This window comes from Paenibacillus sp. G2S3, assembly GCF_030123105.1.
Taxonomy (GTDB): domain Bacteria; phylum Bacillota; class Bacilli; order Paenibacillales; family Paenibacillaceae; genus Paenibacillus_AQ.
The window spans coordinates 6,263,176-6,282,625 of sequence record NZ_CP126095.1 but is presented as its reverse complement, the minus strand read 5'-3'; the positions used below and the strand labels follow the sequence as shown (position 1 = coordinate 6,282,625).

Here is a 19,450-nt window from a genome sequence, read left to right as displayed (position 1 = left end):
TTATATTCGATCCATCCTGTCATTACAAATTTCAGAACAGAAGGGTTACAGTTTTGTTGTAAATAGATTTTTACATAGTAATTGTCTAGGAAGATATAGGTTCTTCATGTAATATATAAATGTGTCATTTTGGTGTTGCTTGTATGAATAAGAAGGTAGGTACAATATGAGAAGAGGACTTCAATCTATAATTATCATTGGGGCATTTATAGCATTTTATTATTTTGGTTTTGGTATTTTTGGTAGTACTGCTGGAACGATTATTAGTATTTTCTCCACACTGACTGTCATTTCGATTAGCTTGGCCATTTTTATGGAGAACCGTAATCCTTCTACTACAATGTCTTGGATTCTTTTGCTTGCGTTGATCCCGGTGCTAGGTCTGGTCTTTTATTTTCTATTTGGACAGAATGTATTTAAACGTCGTAAATATGATAAAAAAGCACAACGAGATCTTATGGCCTATGAGCGAATTGAGAATGACGCTTTGCGTACGCATCAAGATTGGTCGGTCTTTGACCCCTCGCGCCAAAAACTACTGTTATTATCCAAGACTCTAGCACGTACTCCTATTTCCTTTGCATCAGAGACGCGCATCCTTACCAATGGTGAAGAGACGTTTGGGACATTACTGCTAGAGCTACGGCAAGCTAAGCACCATATACATATGGAGTATTATATCTTCCGTGCGGATCATATTGGAACGCGTATTCAACAGATTTTGATCGCAAAGGCGCGTGCGGGTGTATCTGTCCGATTTATGTATGATGCTGTGGGTAGTTTTCAGCTTTCTAAAGCTTTTTTGAAAGAGTTGGTTGATGCTGGAGTACAAGTGGCATCGTACGGTAATTCCACCTCCTTTTTCTCTAGCCGGGTTAATTACCGGAATCACCGAAAAATCGTCGTCATCGACGGTGATGTCGGGTTCATGGGTGGACTGAATGTAGGGGATGAATATTTAAGCCGCAGCAAAACTTATGGATTCTGGCGCGACACTCATATGTTAGTTAGAGGCGAAGCGGTACGGACGATGCAAATTATTTTCTTGCAGGATTGGATGCATACTACGGGTGAAAAAATACTGGAGCAGGATTATCTCACGCCACAGCTACACTTTATGACAGGTGACGGAGCAGTACAGATCATTGCGAGTGGACCGGATAACGAACGTCGTGCGCTCAAAAATATATTTTTCTCCATGATCACCTCAGCTGAGAAATCAGTATGGATTGCCAGCCCGTACTTCATTCCGGACGAGGATATCCTAACTGCTATACGTGTAGCGGCTATATCTGGTCTTGATGTTCGTTTGTTATTCCCTGCTAAGCCGGATAAATGGATTCCGTTTCTGGCTTCGCACTCCTATTTCCCGGCATTGCTGGAGGCTGGAGTAAAGATTTATGAATACGAGAAGGGCTTTATACACTCTAAGCTGTTGATCGTGGATGGTGAAATAGCGACCATTGGTACGGCGAACATGGACATGCGTAGCTTCCATCTTAACTTCGAGGTGAATGCATTGCTGCTTCAGACAGAGAGTGTTACACGAATCGTTGCTGATTTTGAACGGGATTTATTGTCCACGACTCAGATTGTGCATGAGACCTTTATGAATAAACGCATGGTGGTACGTATACTGGAATCTGCCGCCAGATTAATGTCCCCACTGCTATAACCTCATTACAGATTAAACCACCGCGGAGGGTGTTGCCTTCTCTGCGGTGGTTTTTGTTTAAAAAGTGGTGAAGCCCAGGTTGGTCTGCAACCGGATCAGAATGTACTTGTACCAGGTCACATCGCTCTGATAGGCCTCCAAAGGTAAAGTGAACGCATGACCCTCGTTATTCCACAGACGATTGAAGTAGGCTTGCATTTCTGTATAAAGCGGCTGATCTCGATTCATAGAAATCCACAGATCATTCTCAAGATTGTAGTCATCCAGATTGCGGGTGGTGAAATTGGTAGAACCGCCAAGAATGATGGATCTCTCGGTTTGTTTGGCGATAAAGAGCAGCTTCGGATGATATTGCTCTTTGGTCGTATTGTACCAACGAATAGAGATTTTGCCGTTCGTACGCTTGTTCAGGTCCATGGCAACTGGACGGTTAGGGATCCCGATTTTATCACGACCGAAGGCGTTCTGATTTGGATCCAGGATTAGGTTTACTTTAGCTCCGCGTGATGTAGCCTCTACCAACGCATCCAGAATGGCATCGTTAGCAAGGTAGAACATACCCATCCATACGGTATCCCCCTTCTGGGCGGACCTGATGCCTTGAAGCGCATATTTATAGACCTTTCCTTCCGTTATATACCGCACTTCCAAAGGTTCTGCAGAGGGCTGGTTCTTTTCTTGAGTGAAATTTGGCTCATGATTCAGAAGTGGTCCTGCATTTGATAGATTGGCCGCAGCCTGTTCTGTCTGGAGAATATCAGCGAGAATTGGACCTTGCACCTCTAGAGCAATATTGGAGTGGTAGGCGCTGGCGTCATGGACATTTCCAGAGGAGATTAGAGCGGTATTCTCGCTTAAAACCACTTTACGGTGATTAGCCTTCACATTGAGCAGCTTCAGATAAGATCGAGCGGTTATATCCGGACCACCACTGGCCATAAGATTGGGGATAAAACCCTTACCGGATTGTCCAAACCATTGAATGAAGGTGCGCCAGACGGCTGAATAAGCAGGGGTAGAATCTCGCAGCGCATTAACATCAGTCATAATAACTCGTATCCCTACGGCCTTCATTTCTTCCAGAAGATGATTGGGTGCTGAATTGTAATTGGTATTGACCTCATCGGTAATGAAGACAATCTCCATTTCGGGAAAGGCTTGCTTTTGTGAGATTAACTTATCTGTCAGCATTCGACTGACAGGAGGGAACGACTGATCCTTATGGGTATAATCATTAAATAGGAAGAGGTCAATGACTAAGAACTCCCTAGATTCCTCGATGATTTGTAGCATTCTCGGAAGAATTTCACTCTCCTGCTTACCTGTGTCCGTACCGTCTGGATAGGTAAGGTCATGCCAGAAGGATACATTATTTACTTTGTACATGGGGCTTTCATAGGAAATCCCTGCGGGAAGAGGTTTATGTGTCTGATATATCATTACACCGGTTAACCAGAGAATTAAAATAACGAAAACCCATATCACTCGTTTGCTGCGGCGTGAAGAAGAGCGTTTCTTTGGCGCAAGAATATAGGGTTGATCTTGAATCGTTTGTGGCTGAACGGGTTGTTCGCGATCTGATGTCATCGGTAGTTCCTCCTGAAGGTATTGCAGAGCACTTTCTTTAAGTTAATATGCTCCAGCATGTTACCAACCTATTAACACTTAGTGGGGAGAAATGAAGCAGCCTCCGTATCATTAACGTTTAATGACATAACACATAGGCTTATGTATAATGAGTGTGAAAGATTTGTATAATGTTTAGGATTGCGAATTTGGGCAGTTGCAATAAGGAAAGAGAGTGAGTTCTATCATGTATTCCATCAAACAGGTTGTTGAAATGCTGGATATTCCTTCTGTGACTCTCAGAGCTTGGGAGAACCGGTATCAGGCGGTTACACCTGAACGAACCGAATCCGGGTACAGGCTGTATAGCCATGAGAATGTCGAGGATCTGCGCTGGCTGAAGGAACAGACCGAGCAGCAAGGGGTAAGCATATCGCATGCTGTTCGAATGCTGAAGGCTCGTAAAGAAAAACAACTGGATGATACGCTTTCAGTCGCAAGCGGAAATACTCAGGATGCTTTTGAGAAAATGAAAGAACAAATATACAATGCACTACATGACTTTCAGGGAGAGCGAGCTAATGCCTTAATTGACTTTGGTTTATCTCTTTATGGTTATGAAGCAATGTTCCATCAGGTACTTGTGCCAATCTTGATACAAGTAGGGGATGCGTGGGAAGCTGGTATAGCAACGGTAGCGCAAGAACATTACACCACGCATATGATCTCCAACCGGTTCTATCAAATATTCCACGTATTCCCCGTTTACTCCCATTTGCCGAAGGTGCTGGCTTTCTGCCCTGCAGGAGAGCATCATCAAGTCGGGCTGTTGTTATTCGCCTTGTTTTTGCGCAAAAACGGAATGGAGGTTATCTACTTAGGAGCTAACACGCCTGAGGAAGGGATCATCTCGATGTTGGAACAACAAAGTCGGGTAGGTTTGATTTGTCTATCGATTACGGATAAAGAATTGGTACCCTTTAGTGAGGAGCTTATAGAGCGGCTAAGAAAGGTATGTCCAGGGGCTAAATTCCTCGTAGGTGGCAAGGGCTATGAAAGAGACCCTTCTTTATCTAAAGCGGATTATGTGATGACGGAACCTGCTGAACACTGGCAAGCGTGGTTTGATCATGTGTTTACAAGTATGAAGATCAAGTAATCCTTCTGATCAAGAAAATAGATATATAAATAGGAGTCTGTAATATCACTTTTGGGTGATATGGCAGGCTCTTTTTTTATTGAAAAAGGAGGGATCCTACAGAGTTATTTACATAGCTGTATAAACACTGTATGATATTTGTATAGTGTTTGTATGATTTTTGTATAACGTTTAATTGACATATAAAGCTGTGAAGGAGGGATCGTATGAGTAGAAGAAACACAGCTAGGGTTGCGGTGGTTGGAGGGGGTCCGGGAGGGCTTGCTGCTGCTATGCTCCTAGCTGCTGACGGCTATGAAGTCGCAGTTTATGAGAAGCAGGAGGTTGTTGGAGGTCGTTCAGGTGAACTTCGTCTGGGTGATTACCGATTTGATCGTGGAGCTACATTTTTAATGATGCCGCATTTGCTGGAAGAGTTATTTGCCTCCGCTGGTCGATCCCTGAAAGATTATGTGGATTTGAAAGAGCTTGACCCGCTTTATTCGCTTCATTTTGGAGATACCGTATTTACCCCTTCTACGGATCAAGAGCGGACCGCTGAAGAGATAGAGAAGTTGTTCCCCGGAAACGGTAGTGGATATAAACGATTCATGGCTGAGGAACAGGATAAGTTGGACCGGGTGATTCCGCTATTACAGCGGCCTTTTCAATCTATAGGAGACTATGTCAAAAAAGATGTTCTGCACGCGCTACCTAAACTGCATGCAACCGACACTGTGTACAACAGACTTTCAAAATATTTTGATGATGAACGTCTGAGATTTGCTTTTGCATTTCAGGCTAAATATTTGGGGATGTCGCCGTGGGAATGCCCGGGTACCTTCACCATTCTTTCTTTTATGGAGCACCGATATGGACTGTATCATCCTATTGGTGGAATTAACCGTGTGCTAACGGCAATGGCAAAGATTATTTCGGAGTACAGTGGAATCGTACATATTTCTTGCGGAGTAAAGCGAGTCTTGGTACAGAACGGGCAAGCGTGTGGTTTATTGCTGGAGAATGGAGAGAAGGTGGAGGCCGATTATGTGGTGCTGGGAGCCGATTTTGGTTCGGCTATGACACAGTTATTTGAGCCTGGCATTCTTAAACGTTATTCACCGGATAAAATATCCCGTAAGAGGTACTCTTGTTCTACCGCGATGCTGTATTTGGGAGTCGACGGAGCCGTTGATTTAGCTCATCACTCCGTTCATTTCGCTGAAGATTATCGGCTTAATGTAGATGAGCTCACGCGGCTTGGCAAGCTTTCCGCGGACGCTTCGATATACGTTCATAATCCCTCGGTGTTAGATCCTACGTTGGCCCCAGCAGGCAAGTCATCTCTTTACGTGCTGATGCCAGTGCCCAACCTGACGGCTGATGTTAATTGGGAGCAGGAGGGTGAATGGGTCAAGCAAGATATGATGGAGCGTCTGCAGCGTATTCCAGGTCTAGAGAATTTGCCTCAGAGAATAGAGGAGAGTTTGTTCTTCTCGCCACTGGATTGGCGGAACAAGCTGAATGTATATAACGGTGCAACGTTTAATTTGGCTCATAATCTCGGGCAGATGATGTATATGCGACCTCATAACACCTTTGAAGAGGTCAAGGGAATCTGGTTGGTTGGCGGAGGAACTCATCCCGGAAGTGGTCTTCCGACGATATTTGAATCGGCGAAAATTAGTGTGGCGCTGCTGAAGGAGCAAGACCGTGAAGCAAGATCTAAGGTCGTATCCACAGGATTCGCCGGAACGGGAGCGTCATTATGAGCCGGGTTGCTATTGTGGGTAGCGGCATAGGCGGTCTTACAGCAGCACTTCTGCTAAGCCAGCGTGGGCAGGAGGTTACGGTGTATGAACGTGCACCTCGTGTTGGTGGACGTGTTGCTTTTGAAGAGAATGGCCGTTACCGGATCGATCAAGGACCGACAATTGTACTACTACCGGAGATGCTGCTGAGCATTCTGGAAGAGGGTGGCCTACCACCGGAGAGTCTGGAGTTGTTACGGTGCGATCCGCTCTACCGTGTTCATTTTAAGAGTGGACGTACCTTGACCAAAGTGAACGGAATAGAGGCGCAGGCGGCTGAGATCGAGAGATGTTTTCCCGGTGAAGGGCAAGGATTCATTAGGTTCATGAAAGAGATGTCGGGTCTGTATCCCTTAGGGAAAGCTTCTTTTCTGGAACGAGGCTTCAAGACTCGCAGGGAATTCTTCAGCGTGAACAATTTGAGACTAATGGTTCGTTTACGCGCCTATAAGAATCTTAGGGCCGCAGTTGGGCAGTATTTTCGCAGTGATGAGTTGAAGGATGCCTTCTCGCTTCAGAGTCTATACATTGGTGGAGCACCTTTCCGCACCCCCGGTCTTTATACAATGCTTCCTTATGCAGAGCATGCCTTTGGAGTCTGGATGCTGAAGGGAGGATATGGGGAGTTGCCTCGAATCATTACACGAGAGCTAGAAAGACGCGGAGTCTGCATGCACACAGGTACGGAAGTAGAGTCGCTACTTGTGGAAGGCGGCAGATGCCACGGAGTAGTTGTCCATGGACAAGAGATAGCTTACGATGCCGTGCTCTACAACGGTGATTTTCCACACTTGTCCGATCTTTTACCTGCCTTATCTGAAGGAGATGAAAGGAGACAGCGCCGTAGGGATTTCATGCCTTCTTCAGGCTGTCTGCTCATCTATGTAGGAGTCTCCAAACAATGGGAGGAGTCGCTAACACATCAGTTCTTTCTTCCTGATTCCTTGAATGAGAGCTTACGTGATTTGTTTGATCGTAAAAGAATCCCTGATAAACCTTCCTATTATGTGTTTAATCCGGTAATGCTCGATGATACTGCGGCTCCTGAAGGAGAAAGTGTACTTTATTTTCTCGTACCAGTACCTTCCGGTGAGGGAATCGATTGGGATACGGCGGCAGAGTCCTTGGCTTCACAAATAATGGCAGACGCAGAAGAGCGAGGTTTTCCTGGGCTTGCTGCTCATACAGTCTGGAGAAAAGTACGTACGCCGGCTGATGCTGCCAAGGAAGGTTTGTTCGGCGGTGGAAGCTTTGGGATCGCACCCGTGCTGACACAATCCGGTGTGTTTCGACCTCAGTCTAAGCCCTACAATATTGAAGGTTTATATGCTGCTGGTGCATCTGTGCATCCTGGCGGCGGCGTTCCTATTGTTATGCAGGGCGCAAAATTGGCAGTTCATGAACTGATGAAGGAGATGAACAATACATGAATGAACAAGTATTACAGAAATGTGAGGAAATGATCAGAAGGGGTTCTTCTTCGTTTTACAGGGCATTTGATGGCTTGCCTAGTCCACGACGGGAGGCGGTGCATGTAATCTATGCCTTTTGCCGCTTAATAGACGACAGTGTAGATGAGCCGGAAAAATCATCTTATACGATTCATGAGCTCCGAAATCATTTCCGAAACTTAGAGGAAGCAGAGGGGCATTTCATCTGGCCTGCACTACGTTGGTTGCTGCATCATTTTCCTCATTTGGATAAACAGCCGTTTCTGTTACAAATGGAAGGTCAGGTAAGAGATCTCTCCTTCACTCATTATGAGACGCTGGAAGAGCTTCTATCTTATTGTTATCTCGTAGCAGGTACTGTAGGAGAGATGCTGCTCCCTGTGCTGAGAGAGGACGGAGGCGATGAAGCCCAGGAAGCAGGGATCGCTCTTGGTATTGGTATGCAGATCGTAAATATTATCCGTGATGTGGGTGAAGATCTAGAGCGCGGAAGAAGGTATATTCCTTTGGAAATCATGAGAAAGAACGGGTACAGCCAGCAGGAGCTGGAACGTGGAGTGGTTAATGAGTGCTTTGTAGCTGTATTGCAGGATCTTAGAAGAGAGGCACTGCTGTGGTTTGAGAAGGGGCTGAATAATGTAGATACCTATCCCCCGGAAAGTGGGATGGCAGTAGAATTAGCCGCCGCCTTTTATGCAGGTATTCTCGATGATGTGGCCGCAGGTAATTACGATGTATTTCGCAGGCGTGCTTACGTCAGTGATGAGGCTAAGCTTCGAATGTTCCATCGTACCGCTATGCGTTATGCGCCAAGTTTGGGAGGCAAGGGCAGAATGGCGGTGTATTAAATGATCCGAATAGTATTCTGGGCATGGTATTTTATTGGAGCGCTACTGTTAATATGGCTTGGCATTCCTGAAAGTTTACAATTTTCGAATGGTTTATTTCTTATTTTTTATGCTGCCTATGCTGCCGATTTAATTCACAGGGGATCAAAGCAGCAATTAATGTCTGACCAGTCAGTCATTAAACAATGTAAGCCTGTTATTTGGGTGTCGGCTATCCTTATCTGGACCTTAGGCATGTCCGTTGAGTGGATTGGTGTTCATTCCGGTAAGTTGTTTGGTACTTATAATTACTCTGATATTTTAGGTCCGCTGTTATATGAGGTGCCTATTACCTTAGGTTTTGCTTGGATTGCTGTGATATACAATGCTGCTTTAATTAGTTATGATTACGGACTGAAGGGGCCACAATTATGGCTGGCAAAAGCACTTCAGGTTGGATTTTGGACTGTACTGCTGGATCTCGTATTGGACCCTGTTGCTCATGCTAGAGGCTTCTGGCATTGGGGTAGCCGTGGAGGATTCTATGGTGTGCCTTGGAGCAATTTCACCGGATGGTTCATCGTAGGGATGATCTTGTCCTTAACGCTACGTAACGTTAAGAGTACTAGTTTGTCTGCTCGTAGCGGGACCCGGTTATATCAAGCGATATTAATTTTATTTGGAACCATTGGTCTGCGTGAAGGTTTGCTGCTCTGTGGAGTTATTGCTGTACTAGGGGCGTTACTTGCTGAAGGGAGCTTGCGTTATGTTGGAAGCCGTCAAACACAAAGGCTTTGATAAGCTGTTCTATCATTATAATCGGCTTTATTTGATTCAGAGACATTTCCGTTATGTTGGGGTCGCTGGACAATTGCAGCCACAATCTACGGGAGATAGGCCCATTCTATATATTATGAATCATAGTTCTTGGTGGGATGGATTACTGGCTTATCATGCAGCGAGAACCATGACTAGTGAAGAGCACTTTTTCATGATGGAGGAAGAGCAGCTGCGAAAGTACGCTTTTTTTCGCAAGCTCGGCGCCTATTCGATTAATCGGCATAACACCGGGGATATTAGTGCTTCGCTCCGTTATACCGCAAGGCTACTGCGTACAGGAGGCAGGGTATGGATGTTTCCCGAAGGAGAAATTCAGCCACTGGAGCATCGTCCATTAAACTTGAAAGCAGGGGTAGGGCTAATCCTCCGATTGTGTCCGGAAGCAGTTGTTGTACCTGTAACGCTGTATCATGGCTTGTTCCGGCATTCCAAACCAGAGGCGACGTTGTTGGCAGGCAGTGCTATATCTCGTCCATGGCGTGCAATGGATCGCAACAGCATCGGAAAGGAACTTCAGGTTATGCTTGGAGAACAACTGGATCACCACCGCTTGATGATGGTTAATAACGGCGGTTATATTCCGGAGGATTTTCTCCCGCTCATGAAGCAGGGGAAATCTACTAATGAATGGTTCGATGCTGTGCGACTATGGGGTAGAGGATGATTCTTTTTCTTCAGATCATTATTGGATGTCTCCTCCTTCAATATTTATTTGCACTGTGGAATACAGCCCAGCTACCGAAGCTTGGGGCATCAAAGTCGAAATATAACTCTATGGGTACTATGAGTTCTTCTACGATTGAATGTAATGGACGTGTGTCTGTACTGATACCTGCCCGTGATGAGGCTGACAATATAGGGGATTGTCTTGCTTCCGTATTGGCCTGTACAAGTACAGGGTGGGACTTGGAGATTATCGTTCTGGATGACCGATCCAATGACGAAACAGGTAGGATTGCCAGAGCTATAGGAGATAAGCGTGTTAAGGTTGTGACCGGAAGAGAGTTGCCGGATGGCTGGTTAGGCAAGTCTTATGCCTGCAAACAGTTGATGGAAGTCGCCTCTGGAGAGTGGCTGCTGTATCTTGATGCAGATATTCGGCTGAAGCCTGAAGCTTTGGAGAACGCTCTTGCCATGGCTGATGCTCAGGAGGAGGGCCTCATCACAGGATTTGCTTATCAGCATACTGGGACTTGGCTGGAAAAGCTTGTGGTACCTTTAATGACCTTCACGATCATTTGTCATTTGCCAATTCCCCTTGTCCGTGCTTCCCGCGATCCACGATTCGTAGCAGCGCATGGAGGATTCATGCTGGTTCACAGGAATAGTTATATGCGCTGTGGTGGTCATGCGGCGATTCGATCGGATCTCGTAGATGATATGGCCTTAGCTCGTGCGGTCAAGAAGGCTGGAGATCAGGTTACACTCGCCGATATTACGGAATATGCGGAAATGAGAATGTATCATAATGCCAGCGAGGTATGGAAAGGCTACCGCAAAAATATTTATGCTGGATTGGGCCGCCGCCCTTTTATTCTGCTGGCGATGTTAAGCATGTATACGCTCTTATATGTGTTTCCTTTAGCGGCGTTTATTTTTTTCAGTGTGACAGGTCAGGCTGCTGAGGTAACATGGGCGCTGTCGGCTAGTCTGTTAGGCATTGCTATTAAGCGGATTAGTGATGCGTCTGCCAGACAATCGGTATGGTTATGCTTGCTGATTTCTGTAAGTATCCTCTGTTTGGTAGCCATTGCGACTAGTTCTTGGTGGGGCAGTCGTCCCGGTCAAGGCTATGAATGGAAAGGAAGGCGTTACTTATGAAATCAAAGGCAGTAATCATCGGCGCGGGATTCGGTGGACTGTCCTGTGCTGTAACCTTAGCCTCGAAAGGCTGGGAGGTGACGGTGCTGGAACGCCAACAGAATCCTGGTGGCAAGCTGCAACGGATTGAAATCGATGGCTATACCTTTGACAGGGGCCCTAGCACGATAACAATGCCTCATGTATTTCGCTCACTGTATGAGCTTGCGGGTGCTTCCATGGAGGATTATGTCCAAATATATGAGCTGGAGCCGCGTACACGCAATATTTTTACGGATGGAACTGTAGTGGATTTCTCTCGCGATCAAGCGTTTATGAAGGCTCAGATTGCTAAATATAGTTCAAGTGATGCGCTCCGGTACGATGATTTTATGGCTGAAGCTGCTATGCTCTATCAACTCAGTGAGAAGCAGTTTTTAAATAAATTGCTGTTGTCCTGGCGAGATAAGCTGTCTCTTCCTCTACTACGGGATCTGCTGCGAGTCAGGCCTTTTTTAAGTTTGCATTCACTCTTATTGAGATACTTTAGCCATCCTCACACCTTAGCGATGTTAGGTCGCTACGCTACCTACGTCGGATCTTCCCCGTTTCGTTCACCAGCTATTTTCGCCATGCTTGGATATGTGGAAAGTGTAGAAGGAGTTTATGGTGTGCGGGGCGGAACTTATAAGCTGGTCGAAGGTCTTTCGGAACTGGCACAAGGCTTAGGGGTTCGCATCATGACAGGGGTTGAAGTTACGAATATTTCCGTGGTAAATGGAGTAGTCGAAGGTGTGGATACAACACGAGGCTTTTACGAGGCGAAGACGGTTGTTGCAGGAGGAGATGTGCTCACAGTTAACCGTATGCTTGTGCAGGAGAATAGCCGTCCTTCTATGAGTGATCGCAAAATCGCTGCTTATGAGCCCTCTTTATCAGGGTTTGTAACACTCGCAGGTGTTCCTCGTAAATATGATGCTCTATTACATCACACGGTGTTTTTCCCTGAGCAGTATGAGTTAGAGTTTAGAGATATTTTTGAACGCAAACGTCCTCCCGAGCATCCGACCGTTTATGTATGTCACTCTGGATACTCTGAGTCAGGCATGGCCCCTGAAGGAAGCAGTAATCTGTTTATTTTGGCTAATGCACCTTATATAAATGAGGCCTGTGATTGGCGGACAGAGACTGCTTCCTATGGTAAAAGAGTACTTTCGGCGCTTGCGAGCCATGGAATTACAGGCTTAGATCAGAGCGATGTGCTCCAACATTATACACCTCAAAATATCGCAGATGACACATTGGCTCACAAGGGCGCGATCTATGGGATTTCCTCGAACTCGGTAGGGCAGACCTTCTTCAGACCAGGCAACCGTTCAAGCGATGTTAAAGGACTCTGGTATGTAGGTGGAACTACACATCCCGGCGGTGGCACACCGATCGTCTCGTTATCGGGAAGGTTAGTCGGTGAGCATATTGCTAGCCATGCGTAGAAGCTGATTTATAGAATAATAGAGATGTGAATTGTAATCGCTAACCTCATATTGTAAATTCATCTGAAGGGATATGTTATAATAAGTGCAGTTTAGGAATAGGAGGAACGGAGCATGAATCATACGCCAGAAGAGGCCGTACCATATGATGCGAATAGGCAGTCTGGCGCCGATCATGGTAATGACCTATCGACTGTAGAGGTTTCAGATAAGAAGTCTTTATTGCCTACATCAAAGACGGGTGAACGCAAAATAGAACATGTACGCCTTTGTCTAAATGAGGAAGTCGGTGGCGTTGGTGTGACTACGGGTTTTGAACATTACCGATTTCGGCATAATGCTCTTCCAGAGCTGAATTTCGATGATATATCATTGCAGACTACGTTCCTGGAACGTGAACTACGTACGCCGCTGCTGATCAGCTCGATGACAGGTGGCAGTGCAGCTACCGGAGCTATTAATGCTCGACTGGCGGAGGCGGCGCAGCGTCGAGGATGGGCGTTGGGTGTTGGATCTGTACGGGCGGCGGTGGAGCGTTCAGAGTTAACCGAAACCTTTTATGTACGGGACAAAGCACCTGACATACCGGTTATTGCTAATATTGGTGCCGTACAGCTGTCCTATGGTTTCGGGATTGAGGAATGCCGCAGGGCTGTGGATATAGCTGGTGCAGACTTTCTTGTACTGCATCTCAATGGTCTTCAAGAGGTCTTTCAACCGGAAGGGAACACTGGCTTTGTGTCCTTGCTATCGCAGATAGAGAAAGTATGCCGTGCACTAGAGGTTCCTGTAGGTGTGAAAGAGGTGGGCTGGGGCATTGACGGTGATACAGCAGCACGTCTTTATAATGCAGGGGTAGCTTTTGTTGATGTGGCGGGGGCAGGTGGAACATCCTGGAGTCAGGTGGAGAAGTTCCGCAGTGTAGACCCTATACGGCGCGCAGCAGCTGAAGCTTTCGCGGACTGGGGTATTCCAACCGCAGATTGCATTGCAGAGGTACGTGCTGTCTCCCCGAAGGGGGCTTTGATTGGCAGCGGCGGCCTGAAGCATGGCGTGGATGCAGCGAAGGCATTGGCACTCGGTGCTGATTTAGCAGGCTTTGGACGCAATCTGTTAGGACCGGCAGTAGATTCTGAAGAGGCGCTAGATGCTGCACTGGCTCAGGTAGAGCTGGAGCTTAAGATAGCAATGTTTGGTATCGGAGCTCCCGATTTAGCAACTTTACGTGGGACTTCCCGTTTAATACGTAAATAAAAGTATATGGTAAATATAGAAGCGAGGAAGTGAAAAAAAGATGATGATTAAATTGGTTCATATGGATGAGTCTGCCTTTCAATTTTTCTTAGGTCAAGCTACTCGTGACTACGCTGAAGATAAAATTAAAGCCGGCGCTTGGGATCCTGACATCGCGATGAAGCTCTCTGAGGAAGCTATAACACAGTCTCTGCCCAAAGGGTTGAACACAGATGGCGCTTATCTATACTCTATAGTAGAGATTAGTAGTGACAGCCAGGTGGGATATATCTGGTTTAATGTAAGTGAAGGTCGCAGTGGTCGAGAGGCTTTCATTTATGATTTCTACATTTTTGAACCGTATCAGAGCAAAGGTTACGGCAAGCAGGCTATGATCGCACTTGATGAAGAAGCCCGTGAGATGAACGTCACCAAAATCGGGTTACATGTCTTCGGTCAGAACAATCGTGCATTTGAGCTGTATAAAAAAATGGGATATACCGTAACCGACATTACGATGTCTAAAGATCTATAATGCTATCCGTGGAGACCTCGAAGGAGGTCTTTTTTTTGTTGTTCTATAAAATGTAAAAAATTGTGACAAATATATTTGAATTAGGAGGAATAGAAAAATATGATTATTAAATAAATTCCTGAAAATATGGATTGGGTTATATGGAATATTAGAAGGGGGATTAAGGTGAGACCAAGGTTTGTATTGTCGGTGGTTATATCTGCAACTGCAATACTGTTAGTGGTTAGTTGCAACAGTGGGGATTTGCCAGGGAAAAAGCAATCTGAGTCGGAGCAAGTTCAGGCAAGTCCGGATGCGCCGGTAGCCTCTTCAAAGGTAGCGGAAGAACTGCCAGAAGCAGCGGTGTCTCCATTGACAGTGGAGCAGAGACTAGAGGATTTTGATTACATGTGGAAGATTATTGAGGAGAACTATCCTTTCCTAGAGGTAAATAAGCGTCTAAATGGAGAGGATTGGCTTGCGAACAAAGAGGAGTACCGCAATAAAATTGCAGCAGTGAAGACAGATGATGAGTTTTTGGGGGAAATGACATTCGTACTTAGCAGATTAAATAATGGGCATACGAATTTTATATCTAAGGATGAATATCCATGGTATCTAAACACCTATGTTCAGGCAGGTTTTGGCTATGAGCCTTGGATCAACGTGTTTCAACAGCCAAATGTGTTGGCTCGATATAACCAGAAACCTTTAAATGAGCAGACAAGTTCTGATGAAATTAGTAAGAATAACAATATGGTGGAAGAGGAAGGGGTAAGAAAAGAGACGTCGGGAAATGTAGAGAAGGTCATTATAGAGCCTGATCAAATAGCGTATCTAGGCATGCGAAGCTTTGGTGGCCATCTCATGGAGATGGACAGTGCCGAGATCAGAGATTTTTTTAAACAGGTAAAGGACTTCAAAACTCTAATCCTAGATATTCGTGGAAATGGGGGAGGGAGTAGTGATTACTGGCGCATTCACATAGTTCCTCAGTTGATTAATAAGCCTATTACTTATAATACATATTCTCTTTATAGGGGAGACAAATATGCCGACGCCTTTATGCAGTCACGCCGGCTGACAGAAGGTTTACAACCTATTGCCAACATTAAAGACGAAGAGCTGCCCAAAATACCACCAGAAGCAACAACAATGTTTAAAAACTATAACAAAAATGTTGATATCGTAACCCCTTATCATTCTGTTGGCTTCAAGGGGGAAATCTATTTGCTGTTAGACAGTGCTGTATATTCATCCGCGGAAGGATTCGCCGCATTCGCCAAAGGTACCGGGTTTGCTACGGTTGTAGGCGGAAGAACAGGGGGTGACGGTCTGGGGACAGATCCGCTTTTAGCTGCATTGCCGAATAGTGGTTATGTATTTAGGTTTTCCCTCCAGATGGGTCTTAACTCTGATGGAAGCTGTAATGAGGAAGTTAAGACGGTGCCTGATATTGAGGTTGATCCTGATACTTCTAAGCCCCTATTGGATCAGCCGGCGGTGCAAAAGGTATTGCAACTTGCCAAATCCCATTGAATTAGACGCGCTTGGATAAGGCTGGATTGACACATCTGCATGACATCCGGTGTTGCTGGAGAATATGTTCTAATATATAATGGTTTAGATCGTATTACTTATTCGGATGATCAATTTAGCTGAAAATAGGAGTTGTCATATAAATGGCTTTGAAAGCTGGAATCGTCGGTCTTCCTAACGTAGGAAAATCCACATTGTTTAATGCAATAACGCAAGCGGGAGCAGAATCCGCAAACTACCCTTTTTGCACGATTGATCCTAACGTTGGTGTCGTTGAAGTTCCGGACGAACGTCTTGATAAACTGACTGAGCTGGTACAGCCTAACAAGACCGTACCTACTGCTTTTGAATTCGTTGATATCGCTGGTCTTGTGCGCGGTGCAAGTAAAGGTGAGGGACTAGGCAACAAGTTCCTGGCTCATATTCGTGAAGTGGATGCTATCGTTCATGTGGTTCGCTGCTTTGAAGATGAGAACGTTACCCACGTGGATGGTAAAGTAAATCCGATCAGCGATATTCAGACCATTAATTTGGAGCTGATTCTTGCTGACATTGAGAGCATTGAGAAGCGGATTGAGCGTTCCCGTAAGAACATCAAAGGCGGCGACAAGAAATACGCTCAAGAAGTTGAACTGCTAGAACGTGTCAAAGAAGTGCTCTACGAAGATAAACCTGCACGTAGTATAGAATTGTCCGATGACGAGAAGCTTATTATCCGTGATCTTCATTTGTTAACATTGAAGCCAGTGCTGTATGCAGCGAATGTAAGTGAAGAGGAAGTAGCAAGTGCTGAGAATAATCCTTATGTGCAGCAAGTGCGTGAATTTGCAGCAACTGAAGGTGCTGAAGTTGTTCCGATCAGTGCTAAAGTAGAAGCTGAAATTGCCGAGCTTGAGGGCGAAGATAAAGCGATGTTCCTAGAAGAACTTGGGCTAGAAGAATCTGGTTTGAACCGTTTGATCAAAGCGGCTTACAAGCTGCTAGGCTTGTATACGTATTTCACGGCAGGCGTTCAGGAAGTTCGTGCGTGGACCATTCGTAAGGGAACTAAAGCACCCGGCGCTGCTGGTGTAATTCATACGGACTTCGAGCGTGGATTTATCCGTGCTGAGGTAGTGGCTTACGCAGATCTTGTGGCAGCAGGCTCTATGAATGGTGCGAAAGAACGTGGCCAATTGCGTCTTGAAGGTAAAGAATATTTGGTGCAAGACGGCGACGTTATGCATTTCCGTTTCAACGTTTAAGAGGACTGAAGCGCACTAATGATAAGAGGGTCATCTCAGTCGGTAGGGGTATCTACTGCTGGGGTGGTCCTTTTTAAAATATAAGTCATTTATTATGGCATTTACGCGTACAGAACTGTAGCCATTTCACAATATCTTTGGTATAATATAAAGTCGTATATCTATTTTTATGACATATGTTTTAATCGCTTTATTTGCGAATTTGAAATTGAACTAGGAGAGGTGAATTCCCTTGTTGGACCGATTGCAATCCCTGGCGGACCGCTATGAGAAGCTCAGTGAACTGCTTTGTGATCCGGATGTTGCAAACGACAGTAAGAAACTGAGGGATTATTCCAAAGAACAATCAGACCTACAGCCTGCTTTTGAGGCGTATACTGAATATAAGAATGTAATGGAAGAGCTTGAAGCCGCTAAACAAATGCAAGGCGAAAAGCTTGATGATGAGATGAAGGAAATGGTCAAGATGGAAATTGACGACCTTTCCAAACGTCAGGTAGAGCTGGAAGAGCAAATCCGTGTATTGCTGTTGCCTAAAGACCCGAATGATGATAAGAACGTAATCGTCGAAATTCGTGGTGCAGCGGGCGGAGATGAAGCGGCATTGTTCGCTTCCGACCTTTACCGGATGTACACCCGGTTTGCGGATTCACAAGGCTGGCGCGTGGAGTTAATGGATGTCAACGCGAGTGACCTTGGTGGATTTAAAGAGGTCATCTTCCTTATTAACGGCCGTGGTGCATACAGTAAGCTGAAATACGAAAGTGGTGCGCATCGCGTACAACGTATCCCAGCGACTGAATCTGGTGGACGTATTCATACCTCTACTTCTACAGTATCGGTGATGCCCGAAGCTGAGGCCTTTGAAATTGAAATCCATGATAAAGATATTCGTGTGGATACCTTCTGTTCAAGTGGTGCAGGCGGACAGTCTGTAAATACGACCAAGTCTGCAGTACGTGTAACTCATGTACCTACGGGCATTGTTGCTACTTGTCAGGATGGTAAGTCACAGAACTCCAATAAGGAAAAAGCGCTACAAGTGCTTCGTGCCCGTATCTCTGATATGAAACGGCAGGAAGAAGAAGCGAAGTATGCTGGTGAACGGAAGAGCAAAGTAGGTACGGGTGATCGTAGTGAGCGTATCCGGACGTATAACTTCCCGCAGAGCCGGGTTACAGATCATCGTATTGGCTTGACACTGCACCGTTTGGAGCAGGTTATGAACGGAGAAATCACTGAAATTATTTCGGCTCTTTCAATTGCTGAACAAGCTGATTTGATGGATAGTATGGACAATGGATAATAATGCTTTGAACGATGGCGTATTTGTCATGTCGGAAGTGAAAAGCATCCGGGAAGCCTTTGCGGAGGCTTCTTCTTTTTTGAGCCAGAGCGGTTGTAATGAACCGCAGCGTAGTGCGCAACTACTGCTTGAGCATGCGCTTGGCTTATCCGGAGCGGCGTATTATATGGCGCTGGCGGATCCTTTTCCAGCTGCGATCAAGGAATCGTGGGAGGCGGGGGTTACCCGCCGGAGTAAGGGTGAGCCGGTGCAATATATCATCGGCGAGCAAGAATTCTATGGGCGTCCCTTTGAAGTGACGCCTGATGTGCTTATTCCACGACCGGAGACGGAGCTGCTCGTCGAGGCGATTTTACGGTACGGCGCGGAGCTATGGCCGGACGGCACGGTTGCGCCGAGTGAAGCGGCGCAGGAAGAAGGCGCTGCTTCGTTAGCAGCAGCGCAAGATCGTGCGGGCGGCGCGGAAAGTGGACGCGCCGTACGGCCGCTGACCGCCGTCGACATCGGCGCCGGCAGCGGAGCGATCTCCGTCACGCTGGCGGCGGAAGCGCCGGCGTGGCGGGTCTGCGCCGGCGACATTTCGCCGGCGGCCTTGGCTGTGGCCGAGCGCAATGCCTTGCGCAATGGCACAGCTGTGGATTTTCGGCTCGGCGATCTGCTCGAGCCGTTCGCGGGAATGGAGACGGATATTCTCGTCTCCAACCCGCCGTACATCCCCGGCGAGGATATCGCCGGGCTACAGCGTGAGGTGCGCGACCATGAGCCGCGCACTGCGCTGGATGGTGGGGCGGATGGGCTGGACCCGTACCGCCGCATGATGGATCAGCTCGCGCTGCTTCCCGCACCGCCGCGCCTGATTGGCTTTGAACTCGGCTTCGGACAAGCCGAGCAAGTGGCCGCGCTACTTGAAGCGGCGGGCCATTGGAAAGAGATCATCACCATTAATGATCTGGCTGGAATTCCGCGTCATGTGCTAGGTATAGCGCGATAATACTGCATTCTATGCAGGGAAC

Annotated in this window: 16 protein-coding genes; 15 read left to right on the top strand and 1 reads right to left on the bottom strand. The window is 46.4% G+C overall.

Annotated elements, in window-relative coordinates; genetic code table 11:
- Positions 1 to 166 precede the first annotated feature (166 nt).
- Positions 167 to 1,675, top strand: coding sequence for a cardiolipin synthase (cls, locus tag QNH28_RS27830; protein WP_283909366.1), 1,509 nt, complete (start codon positions 167 to 169; stop codon positions 1,673 to 1,675).
- Between the two features lie 57 nt (positions 1,676 to 1,732).
- Here the strand turns inward: cls and QNH28_RS27825 are convergent, their stop codons facing one another.
- The gene (locus QNH28_RS27825) at positions 1,733 to 3,262 is read right to left on the bottom strand and encodes a phospholipase D family protein (protein WP_283909365.1); all 1,530 of its coding nucleotides are present in this window, start codon (positions 3,260 to 3,262) and stop codon (positions 1,733 to 1,735) included.
- Between the two features lie 226 nt (positions 3,263 to 3,488).
- Here QNH28_RS27825 and QNH28_RS27820 point away from each other — a divergent pair, with 226 nt between their 5' ends.
- From QNH28_RS27820 to prmC, 14 genes are all read left to right on the top strand, one after another.
- Positions 3,489 to 4,400, top strand: coding sequence for a MerR family transcriptional regulator (locus QNH28_RS27820; RefSeq protein ID WP_283909364.1), 912 nt, complete (start codon positions 3,489 to 3,491; stop codon positions 4,398 to 4,400).
- Positions 4,401 to 4,606: 206 nt separating this feature from the next.
- Positions 4,607 to 6,151, top strand: a complete 1,545-nt coding sequence (locus QNH28_RS27815; protein ID WP_283909363.1) for a phytoene desaturase family protein — start codon at positions 4,607 to 4,609, stop codon at positions 6,149 to 6,151.
- Entirely contained in the window at positions 6,148 to 7,620 is a 1,473-nt protein-coding gene (locus QNH28_RS27810) for a phytoene desaturase family protein (RefSeq protein WP_283909362.1), read from the top strand. Before QNH28_RS27815 ends, QNH28_RS27810 begins: the two co-directional genes overlap by 4 nt.
- Positions 7,617 to 8,489 (top strand): phytoene/squalene synthase family protein, encoded by an 873-nt coding sequence (locus QNH28_RS27805; RefSeq protein ID WP_283909361.1) that lies wholly within the window; start codon positions 7,617 to 7,619, stop codon positions 8,487 to 8,489. The genes QNH28_RS27810 and QNH28_RS27805 overlap by 4 nt, the downstream gene beginning before the upstream one ends.
- Complete coding sequence (locus QNH28_RS27800; RefSeq protein WP_283909360.1) at positions 8,490 to 9,266, top strand: carotenoid biosynthesis protein; 777 nt, start codon at positions 8,490 to 8,492, stop codon at positions 9,264 to 9,266.
- Positions 9,235 to 9,972: a lysophospholipid acyltransferase family protein gene (locus QNH28_RS27795; RefSeq protein ID WP_283909359.1), complete on the top strand. Its 738-nt coding sequence runs from the start codon at positions 9,235 to 9,237 to the stop codon at positions 9,970 to 9,972. The genes QNH28_RS27800 and QNH28_RS27795 overlap by 32 nt, the downstream gene beginning before the upstream one ends.
- On the top strand, positions 9,969 to 11,129 hold the full coding sequence (locus QNH28_RS27790; protein ID WP_283909358.1) for a glycosyltransferase family 2 protein: 1,161 nt from the start codon (positions 9,969 to 9,971) through the stop codon (positions 11,127 to 11,129). The genes QNH28_RS27795 and QNH28_RS27790 overlap by 4 nt, the downstream gene beginning before the upstream one ends.
- Positions 11,126 to 12,601, top strand: coding sequence for a phytoene desaturase family protein (locus QNH28_RS27785; protein WP_283909357.1), 1,476 nt, complete (start codon positions 11,126 to 11,128; stop codon positions 12,599 to 12,601). Before QNH28_RS27790 ends, QNH28_RS27785 begins: the two co-directional genes overlap by 4 nt.
- A gap of 114 nt (positions 12,602 to 12,715) precedes the next feature.
- Positions 12,716 to 13,855: a type 2 isopentenyl-diphosphate Delta-isomerase gene (gene fni, locus QNH28_RS27780; protein ID WP_283909356.1), complete on the top strand. Its 1,140-nt coding sequence runs from the start codon at positions 12,716 to 12,718 to the stop codon at positions 13,853 to 13,855.
- A 40-nt stretch (positions 13,856 to 13,895) separates the two neighbouring features.
- Positions 13,896 to 14,369, top strand: a complete 474-nt coding sequence (locus tag QNH28_RS27775) for a GNAT family N-acetyltransferase (RefSeq protein WP_283909355.1) — start codon at positions 13,896 to 13,898, stop codon at positions 14,367 to 14,369.
- 165 nt (positions 14,370 to 14,534) lie between these two features.
- Positions 14,535 to 15,887, top strand: coding sequence for a S41 family peptidase (locus QNH28_RS27770; protein WP_283909354.1), 1,353 nt, complete (start codon positions 14,535 to 14,537; stop codon positions 15,885 to 15,887).
- Between the two features lie 143 nt (positions 15,888 to 16,030).
- Positions 16,031 to 17,131, top strand: coding sequence for a redox-regulated ATPase YchF (gene ychF, locus QNH28_RS27765; protein WP_094871113.1), 1,101 nt, complete (start codon positions 16,031 to 16,033; stop codon positions 17,129 to 17,131).
- A 232-nt stretch (positions 17,132 to 17,363) separates the two neighbouring features.
- Entirely contained in the window at positions 17,364 to 18,437 is a 1,074-nt protein-coding gene (gene prfA, locus QNH28_RS27760; protein WP_042131385.1) for a peptide chain release factor 1, read from the top strand.
- Entirely contained in the window at positions 18,430 to 19,428 is a 999-nt protein-coding gene (gene prmC, locus QNH28_RS27755; RefSeq protein ID WP_283909353.1) for a peptide chain release factor N(5)-glutamine methyltransferase, read from the top strand. The genes prfA and prmC overlap by 8 nt, the downstream gene beginning before the upstream one ends.
- Positions 19,429 to 19,450 lie beyond the last annotated feature (22 nt).